This is a genomic window from Vulcanococcus sp. Clear-D1 (assembly GCF_014654725.1).
Lineage (GTDB): Bacteria > Cyanobacteriota > Cyanobacteriia > PCC-6307 > Cyanobiaceae > Vulcanococcus.
Genome location: NZ_JACVZV010000001.1, coordinates 1 through 14473, shown reverse-complemented (window position 1 = coordinate 14473; position 14473 = coordinate 1). Strand labels below are relative to the sequence as shown.

15 protein-coding genes, 1 tRNA gene and 1 pseudogene are annotated in these 14473 nt (G+C 64.4%); 9 read left to right on the top strand and 8 right to left on the bottom strand.

What is annotated here, in order from left to right; genetic code table 11:
• Positions 1-143: 143 nt before the first annotated feature.
• Entirely contained in the window at positions 144-1595 is a 1452-nt protein-coding gene (locus tag H9532_RS00080) for a glycoside hydrolase 100 family protein (RefSeq protein ID WP_296364536.1), read from the top strand.
• Between the two features lie 99 nt (positions 1596-1694).
• Here H9532_RS00080 and petD read toward each other — a convergent pair whose 3' ends face one another.
• On the bottom strand, positions 1695-2177 hold the full coding sequence (petD, locus tag H9532_RS00075) for a cytochrome b6-f complex subunit IV (RefSeq protein WP_010304803.1): 483 nt from the start codon (positions 2175-2177) through the stop codon (positions 1695-1697).
• A gap of 123 nt (positions 2178-2300) precedes the next feature.
• The gene (gene petB, locus H9532_RS00070; protein WP_296364533.1) at positions 2301-2981 is read right to left on the bottom strand and encodes a cytochrome b6; all 681 of its coding nucleotides are present in this window, start codon (positions 2979-2981) and stop codon (positions 2301-2303) included.
• 77 nt (positions 2982-3058) lie between these two features.
• Here petB and ctpZ point away from each other — a divergent pair, with 77 nt between their 5' ends.
• The 3 genes from ctpZ to H9532_RS00055 are packed head-to-tail and all read left to right on the top strand — an operon-like array spanning position 3059 to position 6219.
• On the top strand, positions 3059-4282 hold the full coding sequence (gene ctpZ / locus H9532_RS00065) for a carboxyl-terminal processing protease CtpZ (protein ID WP_296364531.1): 1224 nt from the start codon (positions 3059-3061) through the stop codon (positions 4280-4282).
• On the top strand, positions 4282-5544 hold the full coding sequence (locus H9532_RS00060; RefSeq protein WP_296364529.1) for an HD domain-containing protein: 1263 nt from the start codon (positions 4282-4284) through the stop codon (positions 5542-5544). Before ctpZ ends, H9532_RS00060 begins: the two co-directional genes overlap by 1 nt.
• Before the next feature lie 9 nt (positions 5545-5553).
• A complete protein-coding gene (locus tag H9532_RS00055) occupies positions 5554-6219 on the top strand; it encodes a septum site-determining protein MinC (RefSeq protein ID WP_296364527.1) in 666 nt (221 codons plus the stop codon).
• Here the strand turns inward: H9532_RS00055 and H9532_RS00050 are convergent.
• From H9532_RS00050 to H9532_RS00040, 3 genes are read right to left on the bottom strand one after another with little or no spacing between them, the layout of a single operon-like run.
• Entirely contained in the window at positions 6209-6811 is a 603-nt protein-coding gene (locus tag H9532_RS00050; RefSeq protein WP_296364524.1) for a chromate transporter, read from the bottom strand. The genes H9532_RS00055 and H9532_RS00050 overlap by 11 nt on opposite strands.
• On the bottom strand, positions 6808-7362 hold the full coding sequence (locus tag H9532_RS00045) for a chromate transporter (protein ID WP_296364522.1): 555 nt from the start codon (positions 7360-7362) through the stop codon (positions 6808-6810). Before H9532_RS00045 ends, H9532_RS00050 begins: the two co-directional genes overlap by 4 nt.
• Positions 7362-8360 (bottom strand): phospholipase D-like domain-containing protein, encoded by a 999-nt coding sequence (locus tag H9532_RS00040; RefSeq protein WP_296364521.1) that lies wholly within the window; start codon positions 8358-8360, stop codon positions 7362-7364. Before H9532_RS00040 ends, H9532_RS00045 begins: the two co-directional genes overlap by 1 nt.
• Positions 8361-8477: 117 nt before the next feature.
• Here H9532_RS00040 and minD point away from each other — a divergent pair, with 117 nt between their 5' ends.
• From minD to H9532_RS00020, 4 genes are all read left to right on the top strand, one after another.
• The gene (gene minD, locus H9532_RS00035) at positions 8478-9296 is read left to right on the top strand and encodes a septum site-determining protein MinD (protein WP_296364519.1); all 819 of its coding nucleotides are present in this window, start codon (positions 8478-8480) and stop codon (positions 9294-9296) included.
• 4 nt (positions 9297-9300) lie between these two features.
• On the top strand, positions 9301-9639 hold the full coding sequence (gene minE, locus H9532_RS00030; protein ID WP_296364517.1) for a cell division topological specificity factor MinE: 339 nt from the start codon (positions 9301-9303) through the stop codon (positions 9637-9639).
• A 34-nt stretch (positions 9640-9673) separates the two neighbouring features.
• A complete protein-coding gene (locus H9532_RS00025; RefSeq protein ID WP_296364515.1) occupies positions 9674-9877 on the top strand; it encodes a helix-turn-helix transcriptional regulator in 204 nt (67 codons plus the stop codon).
• 27 nt (positions 9878-9904) lie between these two features.
• Positions 9905-9976: transfer RNA gene (locus H9532_RS00020), tRNA-Thr, on the top strand.
• A gap of 30 nt (positions 9977-10006) precedes the next feature.
• Here the strand turns inward: H9532_RS00020 and H9532_RS00015 are convergent.
• Positions 10007-10963: an FUSC family protein gene (locus H9532_RS00015; RefSeq protein WP_296364513.1), complete on the bottom strand. Its 957-nt coding sequence runs from the start codon at positions 10961-10963 to the stop codon at positions 10007-10009.
• A gap of 133 nt (positions 10964-11096) precedes the next feature.
• Between H9532_RS00015 and H9532_RS00010 the strand changes: the two genes are divergently transcribed.
• On the top strand, positions 11097-12827 hold the full coding sequence (locus tag H9532_RS00010; RefSeq protein ID WP_296364511.1) for a DUF2079 domain-containing protein: 1731 nt from the start codon (positions 11097-11099) through the stop codon (positions 12825-12827).
• Here H9532_RS00010 and H9532_RS00005 read toward each other — a convergent pair.
• Entirely contained in the window at positions 12724-14298 is a 1575-nt protein-coding gene (locus H9532_RS00005) for a DUF2079 domain-containing protein (RefSeq protein WP_296364509.1), read from the bottom strand. The two genes, H9532_RS00010 and H9532_RS00005, sit on opposite strands and share 104 nt — an antisense overlap.
• A 104-nt stretch (positions 14299-14402) precedes the next feature.
• Positions 14403-14473: pseudogene (locus H9532_RS15975) on the bottom strand (photosystem II protein D2); the annotation flags it as partial.

Here is a 14473-nt window from a genome sequence, read left to right as displayed (position 1 = left end):
GCAACGTTCGCCTCTCGGCTCCCGCGCAGTCCAAAACCATAACACCCCTTGCCGGTTTGGTGTCAACCCCTACAGCAAGGGATGACGAGACTGCTTGCCATTTCTAGGGTTTAGGGCAGTCAGGCCCTGGGGCTGGAGGTCGAATGGCCAAGCAGTTCAGCCAGGAACGCCTGCGGGTTCGCCCCAGCTCAAGGGAAGAAGCCGTGGTGAACGCGGCGCGTGAGCACTTCGAACGCACCCTGATCAGCAGCCGCGGTGAGTTGGTGGGATCGATGGCCGCCCTCAGCCATCCCGGCGGCAAAGACCAAGCCCTCAACTACGACGAGGTGTTCCTACGGGACAACGTGCCCGTGATGCTGCTCCTACTGGTGCAGGGCCGCTTCCAGATCGTGCGCAACTTCCTGGAAACCTGCCTGGAACTGCAGAGCAGTGCGTATCAGACGCGTGGCGTGTTCCCCACCAGCTTTGTGGAGCAAAACGGTGTACTCGTGGCGGATTACGGCCAGCGATCCATTGGCCGGATCACCTCGGTAGACGCCAGTCTCTGGTGGCCGGTGCTGTGTTGGCTGTACGTGCGCCGCAGCCGCGACTGGGACTTCGGGGCAAGCCAACGGGTGCAACGCGGGGTGCAACTGCTGCTCGATCTGGTGCTGCACCCCACCTTCGAAGGCACGCCGGTGCTGTTTGTGCCGGATTGCGCCTTCATGATTGATCGCCCCATGGATGTGTGGGGTGCACCCCTGGAGATTGAGGTGCTGCTCTACGGCTGCCTCGGCAGCTGTTGCCAACTGATGGCCCTGGCGCAGAAGAGTCACAACAGCAGGCTGCTGGAACAGCGGCTGGTGCTCACCCGTGAGTGGAAGCACGATCTACGCCGCTACCTGCTCAAGCACTACTGGGTCACGAGCAAAACCATGCAGGTGCTGCGGCGCAGACCCACCGAGCAGTACGGCGACACCCAGATGCTGAACGAATTCAACGTGCAGCCGCAGGTGATCCCCCCCTGGCTGCAGGACTGGTTGGAAAACCGAGGTGGCTACCTGATCGGAAACATGCGCACCGGCCGGCCCGACTTTCGCTTTTACAGCCTGGGGAATTGCCTGGCCTGCCTGTTCGAGCTGATCACCGCACCTCAGCAACGGGCCCTATTCCGGTTGGTGCTCCACAACCGCGAACACCTGATGGCGCAGATGCCGATGCGCATCTGTCACCCGCCCCTGGAAGGGCAGCAATGGAGCGAGAAAACGGGCTCCGATCCGAAGAACTGGCCCTGGAGTTATCACAACGGGGGCCACTGGCCCAGCCTGCTCTGGTATCTGGGGGGAGCCGTGCTGCTGCATGAACAGCGCTATCCCCAGGCCGACGTGCTGCTGATGGGGCAGATGCGGGCCATGCTCGAGGAGTGCTACTGGATGCAGCTCAACCAGTTGCCCCGCCAGCAGTGGGCGGAATATTTCGATGGTCCGACCGGAACCTGGGTGGGGCAGCAAGCCCGCACCTATCAGACCTGGACCATCGTGGGCTTCCTGCTGCTGCATCATCTGCTGCGGGTCAATCCGAGCGATGCCGGCTTGCTGGACATCAACCGTGACTGACGGCCAAACGTGGTTCAACCGCGGGCAGCCATGAAAAAACCCCGACCATCGGCCGGGGTTGAACAGATCACTCGGAGTGGTTGAACCGAGCGAATCGGATCAGAACAGACCCAGGGTGAGGGACTTGTCGATGGGCAGGGCAGCGCCGATGCCCAGGTAGATGGTGAACACGGTTCCGAACAGGAAGGCGGCCATGGCCACCGGACGACGGAACGGGTTCTGGAACTTGTTGAAGCTCTCGATGAAGGGGATCAGCATCAGACCCAGAGGAATCATGGTCTGAAGGGCGATGCCCAGCAGCTTGTTGGGCACAACCCGCAGGATCTGGAACACCGGGTAGAGGTACCACTCGGGAAGGATTTCCAGGGGGGTGGCGAAAGGATCAGCCTTATCGCCCAGCATGGCGGGATCGAGCACAGCCAGGCCCACCAGGCAGGCGAGGGTGCCCAGGATCACTACCGGGAAGATGTAGAGGAGATCGTTCGGCCAGGCGGGCTCGCCGTAATAGTTGTGACCCATGCCCTTGGCCAGCTTGGCCCGCAGCTTGGGATCGCTCAGATCAGGCTTCTTGAGGACGTGCATGACAGTGACCGTTGGAGGGGCCGTGTGGGTTGAGGCTAAGAACGCTGCTGGTTCAGGCGGAGCGGCCGAGTAGGCCAACACCCCGGGATCGCAACAATGCGAAACCCAGGGTCAGCTGATCGATCAGAGGGGACCGGAGATGCCCTGCTTCCGGATCATCAGGAAGTGGATGAGCATGAACACGGCCAGCAGCCAAGGCATCACGAACGTGTGCAGGCTGTAGAAACGCGTGAGGGTGGACTGGCCGACGCTCTCGCCACCGCGGAGCAGTTCCACCATGAAGTCGCCCACGACAGGGACGGCGGCGGGAACGCCAGACACGATCTTCACCGCCCAATAGCCCACCTGATCCCAGGGGAGGGAGTAGCCGGTGACGCCGAAGGACACGGTGATCACCGCCATGGTGACGCCGGTGATCCAGGTGAGCTCACGGGGACGCTTGAAGCCACCGGTGAGGTACACGCGGAACACGTGCAGGATCAGCATCAGCACCATCATCGAGGCGCTCCAGCGGTGCACGGAGCGGATGAGCCAGCCGAAGCTGACGTCAGTCATCAGGTACTGCACCGAGGCGTAAGCCTCAGTCACGGTCGGCTTGTAATAGAAGGTCATCGCGAAGCCGGTCGCGAACTGAACCAGGAAGCAGACCAGGGTGATGCCGCCCAGGCAATAGAAGATGTTGACGTGGGGCGGCACGTACTTCGACGCGACGTCGTCAACGATCTCCTGGATGTCCAGGCGCTCGTTGAACCAGTCGTAGACGGGCGATGACTTTCCGCCGGAGGCGGGCGAGGAATTCGCCATGCAGCGAGAGGGTTTGGTTGGCAGAGTCTACCGATCACCTCCGGGGGCCCGTGAGCGCTGCACAGCCTGTGACAACGATGGCTCAGCGCGTCCGGCGACTGGCATGGGCCCTGCTCTGCGGCCTGCTCATCACCAGCTGGAACGCAGCTCCCGCCCTGGCCCTCAACGACGGGCAGCAGCTGGTGGTGGAGAGCTGGCGTCTGGTGAACCAGAGCTATGTGGATCCCGATCGCTTCGAAACCATTCATTGGAAGCGACTGCGTCAGAAGGCGCTGGAGCGTCCGATCCAAACCAGCGCCGACGCCTACGACGCCATCGATTGGATGCTCTCCCCCATTGGCGACCCCTACACCCGCCTGCTCCGCCCTGCAGATTTCACCGCGCTCAAGGCGAGCACCCAGGGCAGTGTGAGCGGCGTGGGGCTGCAACTGGGCATCCGTCAGGACGACACCGCCGTGGTGGTCATCGCCCCCCTGGAAGGATCCCCCGCCGCCGAAGCCGGCATCGTGAGCGGCACAGAGCTGCTGCGGGTGGATGGCACCCCCACCGAAGAGCTGGGGCTGGAGAGCACGGCAGCGCGCCTGCGCGGCGCGGAAGAAACCGCCGTGTTGCTGGAGATCAAAACCCCGGAAGGCCGCACTCAGGAGGTGGAGCTGCGGCGCAGGCAGGTGAATCTGCTGCCGGTGCGCTCGCGCCTGATCGAGCGCGAGGGACACCGGCTGGGCTATCTGCGGATCACGCAATTTGCCGAACCGGTGCCGCAACAGGTGGCCGCCGCTCTACAGGACCTGCAGGAGCAGGGCATCGAGGCCCTGGTGCTCGATCTACGCAACAACTCAGGCGGCCTGGTGAGCGCGGGGCTCGCCGTGGCGGATGAACTGCTCGATGGCGCTCCGATCGTGGAAACCCGCAACCGCGAGGGGTTCAGCGATCCCCAGCAGGCCAACCGCGGCCGGCTCTACGCCGGACCCATGCTCACCCTCGTGAATGGCGGCACCGCCAGCGCCAGCGAAATTCTGGCGGGAGCCCTGCAAGACGATGAACGCTCACAGCTGCTGGGCAGCCGCACCTTCGGCAAGGGCTTGATTCAAACGCTGATCGGTCTGGGCGGCGACGGCAGTGGCCTGGCGGTGACGGTGGCCCGCTACGTCACCCCCAACGGCCGCGATATCCAGAACCTGGGCATCGAGCCGGATCAGCTGCTGCCCCAGCCGGAGCCCCTCGATCCCGGTGGCCCGGGCGACCCCTGGCTGAGCCAGGCGCTCGATCAACTGCAACAGCAGCTGGAGCAGCCGCTCTGATGGGATCGCGCACCTATCACGATCCACTGCATGGGGCGATCCGCCTCGATCGCGAGCAGCCGGCCGAAGCCCTGGCCATTGCCCTGATCGACACCGCCCCATTTCAGCGCCTGCGCCGGATCCGGCAGCTGGGCCCGGCCTACCTCACCTTTCATGGCGCCGAATCCAGTCGTTTCACCCATTCCCTGGGGGTGCTGGATCTAGCCCGCCGCGCCCTGCGGGAACTGTGCCGTTTGCAGCCGGAGCTCGAACAACACAGTGGGCAGCTCTACGCCGCAGCCCTGCTGCACGACGTGGGCCACGCCCCGCTCAGCCATTCCGGTGAGGAGATGTATGGGTTACACCACGAAGCGTGGTCGGCCCGGTTGATCCGCGAACACCCGAGCCTGCGCGAACCGCTGGAGACCTTCGCGGCCGGCACCGCCGCTGCGGTGGCCGATCTGCTTGAGCACGGCCGGGCGCCCAGCTCGGCGATCAAAGCCTTGGTGAGCAGCCAGCTCGATTGTGACCGCCTCGACTACCTCCTTCGCGATAGTTACAGCACCGGCACCCGCTACGGACAGCTGGATCTCGAGCGGATCCTCTCCAGCCTCACCCTGGCGCCAGACGGCAGCCTGGCGCTGCACCCCAAGGGGCTGATGGCGGTGGAGCACTACCTCGTGGTGCGCAATCTGATGTACCGCAGTGTGTACAACCACCGGCTCAATGTGGTGTGCAACTGGCTGCTGAGCCGCTGCATCGCCGTAGCCCGCCAACTGGGCCCGGCGCGTGTTTGGGCGGATGCGGTGATGCAGCGCTGGCTCTGGCATCCCAACGACCTCAACCTCGAAAGCTTTCTCAGCAACGACGACCACCGCACCGGCTACCACCTGCAGCGCTGGAAGGAGGAGGGACCCCAAGAGCTGCAGGAGCTCTGCACCCGCTTGCTGGATCGGCGCCTGCTGAAGGCCAGCGATGTGAGCCGATTGTGCCGCGAGCGGCGACTGGAGCTGCTGGCGCTGGCGCAGCGGCTGAGTGAACGGGCCGGACTGAACGCTGAACTCTGCTGCGGCCTGCAAAGCCAGCAGAACCGTGGCTACCACCCCTACCGGGGCGGGCTGAGGCTGTGGGATGGCCAGCAACTCACGGCCCTGGAGCAGCGCTCCCCCCTGGTGAGCAGCCTGAGCACGCCCACCGAAAGCGCCTGGCTGATCCATCCGGCGGAGGTAGCCAAGCCCCTGCGGGAACAGCTGGCGCTGGAAGCCGGCGGCGAAGGTCCGTAAGTTGCAGCCATGCAAGCCGGTCCCCACCATCTGCGGCTGACAACCCAGGCCCGCAGCAGCGCCTCGGCGCTGGAGGAGGTGTCCGCCTGGTTGAACAGCGCTTCAGAGCTAGGAAGCCTGTGGCTCCACTGCAGCGATCGTGTGCTGACCCTGCCGGAGCTGCGAGCCATTCAGGACTTGCTGGGCGGGGCGGGCCTCCTGGTGGAGCGGGTGCAGGCCGAAACAGCCCTGGGCCTGGTGGCCGCCGCTGCCCTGGGGCTGGAAACAAGCCTGAGCCAACCAGACGCCACCGCTGAACTGGAGCGAGCCGAGCCGCAGCGCCTCACCATCCATCGCGGCACGCTCCGCTCCGGCGACCATCTCGAGGTGGAGGGATCGCTGCTGGTGCTCGGTGATGTGAATCCGGGTGCACGGGTGAGTGCGGCGGGGGATGTGCGGATCTGGGGGCGCCTACGCGGTGTCGCCCACGCCGGCCGCGGCGGCAATACGAAGGCCCGGATCGTGGCGCTGCAGCTGCGGCCGCTGCAACTGCGCATCGCCGGCGCCGTGGCGCGAGGCCCAGACGATCAGCCGCCCGCGGGATTCTGCGAACAAGCCGTGCTGCAGGGCGGGGCGATTGCCATCGAACCGGCAGAGCCGCAATGGCCAACCGAGACGGGCAGCACTAGCGGTTAACCAAACCGAGCGCGCCCATCAGACCCGCCACCGCCATGAACCAGAGCGGTGAGATCTTGGTGCGCAGCATCAAGACACACACCACCAACGACACGGCATAGGCCGGGGTGTCGTGGTCGGAGATGCGCAGGATTTTGAGGCCCACAGCAAAGAGAATGCCGAGGGTGATTGGGCCCAGGCCGCGCTCAAACGCCACCCGCCAGGGACTGTGGCGCAAGCGATTCCAGCTGAGAGCCGCGACCACCATCAGCAGGGTGGAAGGCAGAAGGATGGAGATCTCCGCCGTCACACCGCTCAACACCCCCCAAAGGGGGCCCTCCTTCACGGCTGCTCCCATGCCCAGCAGGCCCACGATCATCGAGCTGGGGCCTGGCGCTGCCTCAGCGATGGCGTAGATCTCAGCGAACTGGCGAGAGCTGAGCCAGCAGTACTGATCCACCGCCATGTGGTGGTACTCATTCAGGAGGGTGTTACCTCCCCCCAACGAGAACAGGGACAGGCGAAGAAAGTCACCGATCACGGCCAACAACTCACGCCAATCCCCGAGTTGCACGGCCTGGCACGCCGCACTCGCAGCAACACTCGCACTCATGGCTTCTCCTGGCGTGGCCAATACCAGGCCATGGCTAAAGGCCCTGCCACCAACACCAGGGGCACCAGCCGCACATGGAAAACGGTCATGGCGATAAAGCTGGCCCCGGCCAACACCATCGCCACAGGATCGCGGGCGTAGGCCCCAGCGATCTTGAAACCCATCGAGAGGGCCATCCCGGCTGAGGCGGTGATCACGCCGGCCAACACCCGATCCACCGCCATATTCATGTTCAGGTAGTAGTAGCCAAGGCCAAGCAGCATCAACAGGCTGAACGGCAGCAGCAGGATGCCGAGCAGGGCTGCGATTGCACCCGTGAGTCCGCGGAAGCGGCTACCGATGTACACCGCCATGTTGATCTGATTAGGCCCAGGGAAGAGGCGCGCCACCGTGAGGCCGGTGATGAACTCTTCCTTGCGCATCCACTGGCGCTCCTCCACCACAATCCGCTCACTCCAGGCGGAGAGGCCCCCACCAAAGGAGGAGAGCGCCACCTGCTGCATTCCCAAGAACAACTGCAAATGGGTGGGTGCTGGCGCGTCCTCAGCCATCAGTTGTGCACGAAATGGGGGTCGGGCGCCAGCTCACCGTGTTCGTGATAGGTGGGATCAAGCGGATCAGGAGCGCTGTATTTCTTCGCGGCATCCCAGTCGGCTTCAAAGGTGGCGGCCATGCGCTGAATCACCGCGGGGCAATCGATTTCGATGCCGAGCTCACGGCGCACATCAAAGGCGCTGCGATCAATGTTCATCGAGCCGGTCATCGCCGCCTTGCCATCCACCAGGATCAACTTGGCGTGAAGTTTGAGTTGTTTCTGGCGGCGGATCTTCACGCCGAACAGCTCCATCACCCGCAGGGAGCTGAAGGTGTCGTACACATCCCAATCGCTGAGGCCGTGCTTGCCACCGCAGAGCACCCGCACCTTCACGCCACGTTCCCGCGCCGCCACGATCCGCTCGAGGATCACGGCATCCACGAATTTCGGATGCTGAATCCACAGGGTCTTGCGGGCGGCATCGATCACCCGGGCCATCTGACCACGGCTGTGGGCGTTGCTCCACACCAACCCAACATCCAGGCGCGGCTCGAAAAAGCTGCGATGCCAATCCGCCTCAAAGCCCGCACGCACCTGTTCGATCACCAGAGGGTCATGGCTGATCACGCCGTAGTCGCGGGTTTCGGTGAAGTATTTCTCCGAGAGGTTGAACGTGGCGATCAAGGCGGCATGGCCGTCGATCACGATTGATTTCTCGTGGGTGACCGGGAAGCACTCACTCGTCCAGACCACCTCGATGCCATGGCTCTGCAGCAGAGCAAAGGCTTCATCGTTCCAGCGGTCGCCACCGGAGGTGTGGGGGTTGAGCATCACCCGAACCCGCACGCCGCGCTCGCGGGCCCGGAAGAGGGCCTGCTCGATCTGCTCGCTCTGCAGCTTGAACTGCTTCAGCAGCAGTTCCTCACGGGCCTGATCAATCAGCTCCACCACGGCGGCGCCCCCGTCATCGGGCATCACAAGCAACCGCTGCTGACCGCTGGAGGCGGCGACCATGACTCTGATCAGGAAGTTGGCCAGTTCTAAAGGGCCTCCCAAGCCTTTGCCCAGTACGAGCGACACCAAGCCAAGTCATCAAATGGCCTTAACCTGCCTCGATTCCAGACCGTGCCCGTGACCACCTCGGGGAGCCGCTCCATCCTGATTTGCTCAGGCAAAGGGGGCGTGGGAAAAACCACGCTCACTGCAAACCTGGGCATCGCCCTGGCCCGCCAAGGCATGCGCACCGCTGTGCTCGATGCCGATTTCGGCCTGCGCAACCTCGACTTGCTGCTGGGGCTTGAGAACCGGATCGTGTACACCGCCCAGGAGGTGCTCTCCGGCAACTGCCGCCTCGATCAGGCGCTGGTGAAGCACAAGCTGGAGCCCAACCTCGCACTGCTGCCGGCCGGTAATCCGCGCATGCTCGAGTGGCTGAAGCCCGAAGACATGCAAACGATCGTGGGCCTGCTGCGCGAGAGCTTCGACATCGTGCTGATCGACTGCCCCGCCGGCATCGAAGACGGCTTCAAGAATGCAGCCGGCGCCGCTGAGGAAGCGATCGTGATCACCACGCCGGAAGTGTCCGCGGTGCGGGACGCTGATCGGGTGATCGGCCTACTCAATACGCGCGGGATCAAGCCGATTCAGCTGGTGCTCAACCGGGTGCGGCCCAAGATGATGGCCAATCAGGAGATGCTCGCCGTCGACGACGTGACCGACATCCTGGCCCTGCCGCTGCTGGGCCTGGTGCTCGAGGATGAGCAGGTGATCGTGAGCACCAACCGCGGCGAGCCGCTCACCCTCAACGGCAGCAACTCACCGGCGGCCCAGGCTTACAACAACATTGCGCGGCGCGTCTGCGGTGAAGACGTGCCTCTGATCGATCCCGCCAAGGTGCGGCGCGGGCTGCGCGCCAAGCTCGGCCGCCTGATGCAAACCAAGATCTTCTGAGCTGATGACCCTGCGCGATTTCATCAACAAGCTGCTCGGTCGCCAGCCCGCCAGCGCCACCACCGCCAAGCAGCGGCTCCAGCTGGTGCTTGCCCACGACCGCAGCGACCTCAATCCCGAGCTGCTGGAGCAGATGCGCCGGGAAATCCTCGAAGTGGTGAGCCGCTACGTGGAGATCGACCTCGAAGAGGGCGATGTGAGCCTGGAAACCGAAGACCGCGTGACCGCCCTGGTAGCCAACCTGCCGATCCGGCGCACCAAGCCGCTGCCGGTGCACGAGAGCAACCCAGACGGTGACGTGCACGGAGAAGCAGATCCCGTGTGGACCGCCAGCCAGGCCTGAGGGGAATGCTCAGGGCATCGCGCTCGCAACCGCCATGCCCGCCCACACCCTTGCCACCGTCACCCCTGCTGAAGATCAGGTGTTGCAGCAGCTGCTGCAGGGCCTCAACAACCGCTCCATCGCCGCGGCGTTGGTGCTGAGCCCCCGCACCGTGGAGAATCACATTTCCCGGCTCCTGGCCAAAACCGGCTGCCAAAGCCGCACCCAGCTGCTGCTTTGGGCTCTGGCCGAGCGATAAGCTCCTCGCCGGAGGGCAGCCTCCGTTGCCGGCTTAGCTCAGTGGTAGAGCAGCGCTTTTGTAAAGCGAAGGCCATCGGTTCAAATCCGTTAGCCGGCTTGAACGATTCGTGCACATCGCCCAGCCAACTCACTTGCCGACCCGGCTTGGCTTCAGGCGCTGCTCGATCGGATGGGCAATCGCCATCACGCTCAGCGCCAATACAACACCAATACTGCAGGCCTGAAGCCGACGATCCGCCATCAGAAGCAGATCGGCATGGTTGCTGTTCAACAGCACGATCGTGACAGTGAGGGCCGTCACCATCACCGCTGGGTGGCCGCGGCGGATGGCGATCAGCGCAGTCATCACACCCGCCGCAATCGCAGGGAACTGCAGAGGCCAGTCCTTCGGCAGCAACACCGCCAGCGCCATCACCAGCACGACCCCGGCCAAGGTTCCAAAGCTGCGGTGCAGAGCGACCTTCCACGCATCACGCACAAACGGCCGCAGCACCAGAAAGGGCGTGAGGATCAACCACAAACCCGTAATCCCCCAGTGCTGGTGCACGGCGATGGGTGTGCTCACCAGCGCGGTGCTCGCCAGCAGCAGGCCATAGGCCGCGCTGCGGCGCCAGCTGTGGGCCACCGAAAACAGCGTGGTAGCGGCTGAGCTCTGGTCACGGGGCACCAGGCTGTTCTGCAGCAGGATCGTGAAACCGCCCGACAGCAGCACAGCAGCGGCGAGCCGGATCAGATCCGTCGCGGAAGGCGCTGCCGGCAAGGGGCTGTTGGTGATCAACTGGCAGACGCTCACGACCATCAGCCAATAGACCTGCTGCGACTGCCAGCGGGCGCTCACCCCCACGGCGAAGGCCGTGAGCGCCATCAAGAGCGTGGCGCTCGCTGGATCGCTCTGACTGAGGACAGCCGGGATGGTGAGGAGTGTCAGCGCCACGACGGCCAGCAGGGCTTGCCGCCAGCCCAGGCGCACGCAGATCACCAGAGCCGACAGGCTGGTGAGACAGAGCACCCCAATGGCCCTATCGAGGCCGGCAACGCGGGCGATCTGAGCAGCCAACAGCAGCGAAACAACCGCTGCGGCCACCTGAATCCATCGACGCCAGGGCTGGTTCAGGGCAGAAGAGAGCCTTACAGCTACCCATGATTTCACCTGCGGCTGGGCAGGTTGGATGCTGGAGAATCAGCGAATTTGCACCTCCGCCTTGGAGCCCACGCGGATGCACTCCCCTCACCAGCGGCGTGAACCCCAGCGCGGCGTGCTGATGGCAGCGGGCCTGTTTCTGGCCATCGGCCTGATCCTGCAGGGCTGGCGGATCTGGAGCCTCAATGCCACCTACGACCAGGGCCTGTTTCTGCAGGAGATCTGGAATGGCCATCTGGGAAAACCATTTGAGAGCACCCTCGCTTCAGAACTCTCCACGCCGGTGCTGGTGACCGGCGAAGCGCTGCCCACCTTGGGGTACTACCACCTCGGGCAGCACTTCACCCCGCTATTGATGCTCTGGCTGCCGCTGGTGCTGCTGCTGGGGGTGTGGAGCCTGCCCCTGATCCAGGTGGCCTTGCTCACAGCCGGTGGGTTGGTGCTGCACCAGCTGGCGAAGGAAGACCTGGAGCCGCGCCTGGCCCACTGGATCGCAACCAGCTACTTCTGCGCCGGGATCGTGATTGGTCCAACGCTGGAGAACTTCCATGATCTCTGCGCCATCCCCCTCCTCAGCTTCAGCCTGCTGCTCGGGATCCGGCGAAAGAATCCCTGGCTTTACGGCATCCCAGCGCTGCTGCTGCCGTTGGTGCGCGAAGACGTGGGGCTGCTCAGCTTCAGCTTCGGCCTGTGGATGCTGCTGCGCCAGCGGCAGACCTGGCGCTGGGCCGGACTAGGGCTGTGCGTCTACTCAGCGCTGATGGTGTTCACGATCACCAATCACGTGATGCCACTGTTCGGAAGCGAAGTGTCCGTGCGATTCATGGATGAACGCTTCGGCCAGTTCCTGGCGGCTCAGAACGGGCGGGGCTCCACGGTGGATGCCCTGAAGGCGATGCTCAGCCAACCGCTACTCCTGCTGCAGGAACTGGTTCAGCCCATCGGAGCGACCCTCAAATTCCTGATCACCCTGTGGCTTCCCCTGGCTTTTCTGCCAGCAGCTGGAGTGGATGGCTGGCTGCTGATGACCGGCCCGCTGTTCGTGGCGCTCAGCTCCCAGGGCGGTAATGCCCTGGCGGTGAATCTGCGCTTTGTGCTCTATCTGGTGCCAGGGGTGTTTGCCGGCGGCATCCTTTGGTGGGCGCGGCATCAGGCGCTATTCCATGAGCGCTGGCTGAAGCGGCTATGGCGCACGGCCCTGGTGCTCTCGGTGCTATTCACGATCACCGGCAACCCGCACCGCAGCCTCTCGCTGCTGATCCCCGACAGCGTGCAGCCGTGGGTTTATGTGCCTCCGCTGCAGCAACTGCAACGGGGCTGGGACACCCGTGAACTGCTGCAGCTGATCCCCAACGATGCCAGCGTGGCCGCTGAAACCCAACTCGTGCCCTTGCTGGCGGCCCGGCGTGTGCTGCTCCGCTTCCCAGAAAACGTGGCCTACACCGATGAAGCGAAGCAGCCCCGCCCAGTGGATTGGGTGGTGAGCCAACCCGGCTTCAACGCTGCCTATGCGCCAGCCTTCGAGCGGAATGCCGCCTGGGTGCGCCGCAGCAAAGAACAGATCGACACGCTGCTCGCCAGCGGCGACTACGGGGTGAAACGCTGCGGAAGCAGCGGGATCGTGCTGCAGCGCCTCGCGACACCCGCAGCACTCGCGACGCCCGAAGACTCGATCACTGGTGCGCGCTGCGTGACTGAGCAGTTCAACCTGGCTCTGGCGGCGATGCAGCAGCACGGCGACGCAACACCACGACGCCCGCCCGCTCGTACACCTGCTGATAGCGGCCGCTCTCCTGCAACGCCTTGAGGCCACTGAGAATCTCAGCGCGTTGCCCGCTTTCCCAGGAAAACAGGGGCGTCATCGGGGTGTAATAACCGGGGAAAGCCACGACCCAATCCACGCTCGTGGCCCGGCCATCGCGCTCGAGATAGCGAACGCCATTGGGGAACCGAATCGCCACGGGACGCTGGGCCAACAGCGGCAGGAGCGGCGTATCCGCAGCCACGCTGGCCTCAGGAGGAACCAGGCTCACGGCGCTGAGCGCTGCGGCACGCTGCTGGAGCATCAGGGCCGGCGAACGATGCACCCAAGGCACAAAGCTGTCGGGCACAACGGCTGAAAAGCTGCGGTGGGGGTTGCTGACCAGCGTGATCACCAACCCAAGACTGATGGCCCCGATCCAGCTCCGCTGCAGCCAACGCTGAGACCAGGACCCGCTGTGGTTCTCCCACCAGAGCATCGAGCCCACATAAAGGCCAGGCACCAAAGCCAGCACGTAGCGCAGGGTTACCGAAAGGGCGGTCTGCCCCTGCGAGAGCAAGGCCACCAGCAAAGGGATGGCCACCATCAAGGCCGCATCCACAGACAACAGCGGCACAAACAACAGCGGGAGGCTGAGGGCCAACACAAAACCCAAGGTGGCCCCTGGAGGACTGACCAGCGCCTGCAGCAGAGCACCAGGGCGGCTGAGCATGGCCCACAACACCGAGACAGTCCCCCCGGAGACATCGGTGACCAGGTGGCCGAATTTCTCCTGCAGAAAACGATCCGCCAGGGAAGCATCCACCAACGGCTGGATCCCCGTGGTGACCAGCACCACCCAGAGCACAGAGACCAGCATCAGAACGGCACCCGCCCACCGCGCATCCGGGCGGCGCACACAGGCCCACAGCCCCAAGGAGAACAGCAACAGGCCGCTGTCCTCCCGCACCAGCAGCAGCAAAGGCGCGGCCAGGGCCAACAGCCACCAGCGCCGATCGAGCAGCGCACCCACCACCAGAAAACCCAGCAGTGGCAACCAGATCAGATCGTGGAAGTTCTCCAACATCGGGCCAATCACAGCCCCGCTGAGGAAGTAGGAGGCGGTGAGCCGCATCGCCAACGCAGGAGCCAAGCGGGCGGCCGCCAAGCGCCAGAGCACCAGGCCCGCCGCGGTGAGCAGGCTCACCTGAACCAGCGGCAGGGCCCAGGGGCCGATCAGGGCGACCAACGGCGCGACCGACAGCGTCAGAACGTTGGCGTGTTGCCCCAGGTGCAGATAGTCGATGCGGGGCAAGCCACCGTGCACAGCCACCGCCCCCGAGAGCACTGAAGAAAGGCTGCTTTCAAAGGGACGACCCTGGGCCGTGGACCACAGCTCTTGCAGGAACAGCGCTTGGTCATAGGTGGCGCTGAGGCTGAGCAGACGCCAGATCTGCACCAGGGCGCCAAACAGCCAGAAGCCGGCCGCCATCTGGAGCACAGACCGGGGCCAGCGGTGGTGGACAGAATCAGGCACCAAGAGGGGCTGGCATGGGGCGTGATCAACGTGCCATGAACGTGCCATGAAAAAGGCCCCTTGAGGGGGCCTTGGAACAGCGTGTTGGAGAACGCTTCGCTCGATCAGAGAGCGTTGCCGCGGGGCAGAACCTCTTCAGGGAAGACGAAGTTTTCGTGCGGCTGGTCAGCCGGTG

Excerpts from the sequence above, each read along its gene's own strand:
- H9532_RS00080 (WP_296364536.1), top strand. The coding sequence starts at position 144 with ATGGCCAAGCAGTTCAGCCAGGAACGCCTGCGGGTTCGCCCCAGCTCA.
- petD (WP_010304803.1), bottom strand. The coding sequence starts at position 2,177 with ATGCACGTCCTCAAGAAGCCTGATCTGAGCGATCCCAAGCTGCGGGCC.
- petB (WP_296364533.1), bottom strand. The coding sequence starts at position 2,981 with ATGGCGAATTCCTCGCCCGCCTCCGGCGGAAAGTCATCGCCCGTCTAC.
- ctpZ (WP_296364531.1), top strand. The coding sequence starts at position 3,059 with ATGGCTCAGCGCGTCCGGCGACTGGCATGGGCCCTGCTCTGCGGCCTG.
- H9532_RS00060 (WP_296364529.1), top strand. The coding sequence starts at position 4,282 with ATGGGATCGCGCACCTATCACGATCCACTGCATGGGGCGATCCGCCTC.
- H9532_RS00055 (WP_296364527.1), top strand. The coding sequence starts at position 5,554 with ATGCAAGCCGGTCCCCACCATCTGCGGCTGACAACCCAGGCCCGCAGC.
- H9532_RS00050 (WP_296364524.1), bottom strand. The coding sequence starts at position 6,811 with ATGAGTGCGAGTGTTGCTGCGAGTGCGGCGTGCCAGGCCGTGCAACTC.
- H9532_RS00045 (WP_296364522.1), bottom strand. The coding sequence starts at position 7,362 with ATGGCTGAGGACGCGCCAGCACCCACCCATTTGCAGTTGTTCTTGGGA.
- H9532_RS00040 (WP_296364521.1), bottom strand. The coding sequence starts at position 8,360 with ATGGTCGCCGCCTCCAGCGGTCAGCAGCGGTTGCTTGTGATGCCCGAT.
- minE (WP_296364517.1), top strand. The coding sequence starts at position 9,301 with ATGACCCTGCGCGATTTCATCAACAAGCTGCTCGGTCGCCAGCCCGCC.
- H9532_RS00025 (WP_296364515.1), top strand. The coding sequence starts at position 9,674 with ATGCCCGCCCACACCCTTGCCACCGTCACCCCTGCTGAAGATCAGGTG.
- H9532_RS00010 (WP_296364511.1), top strand. The coding sequence starts at position 11,097 with ATGCACTCCCCTCACCAGCGGCGTGAACCCCAGCGCGGCGTGCTGATG.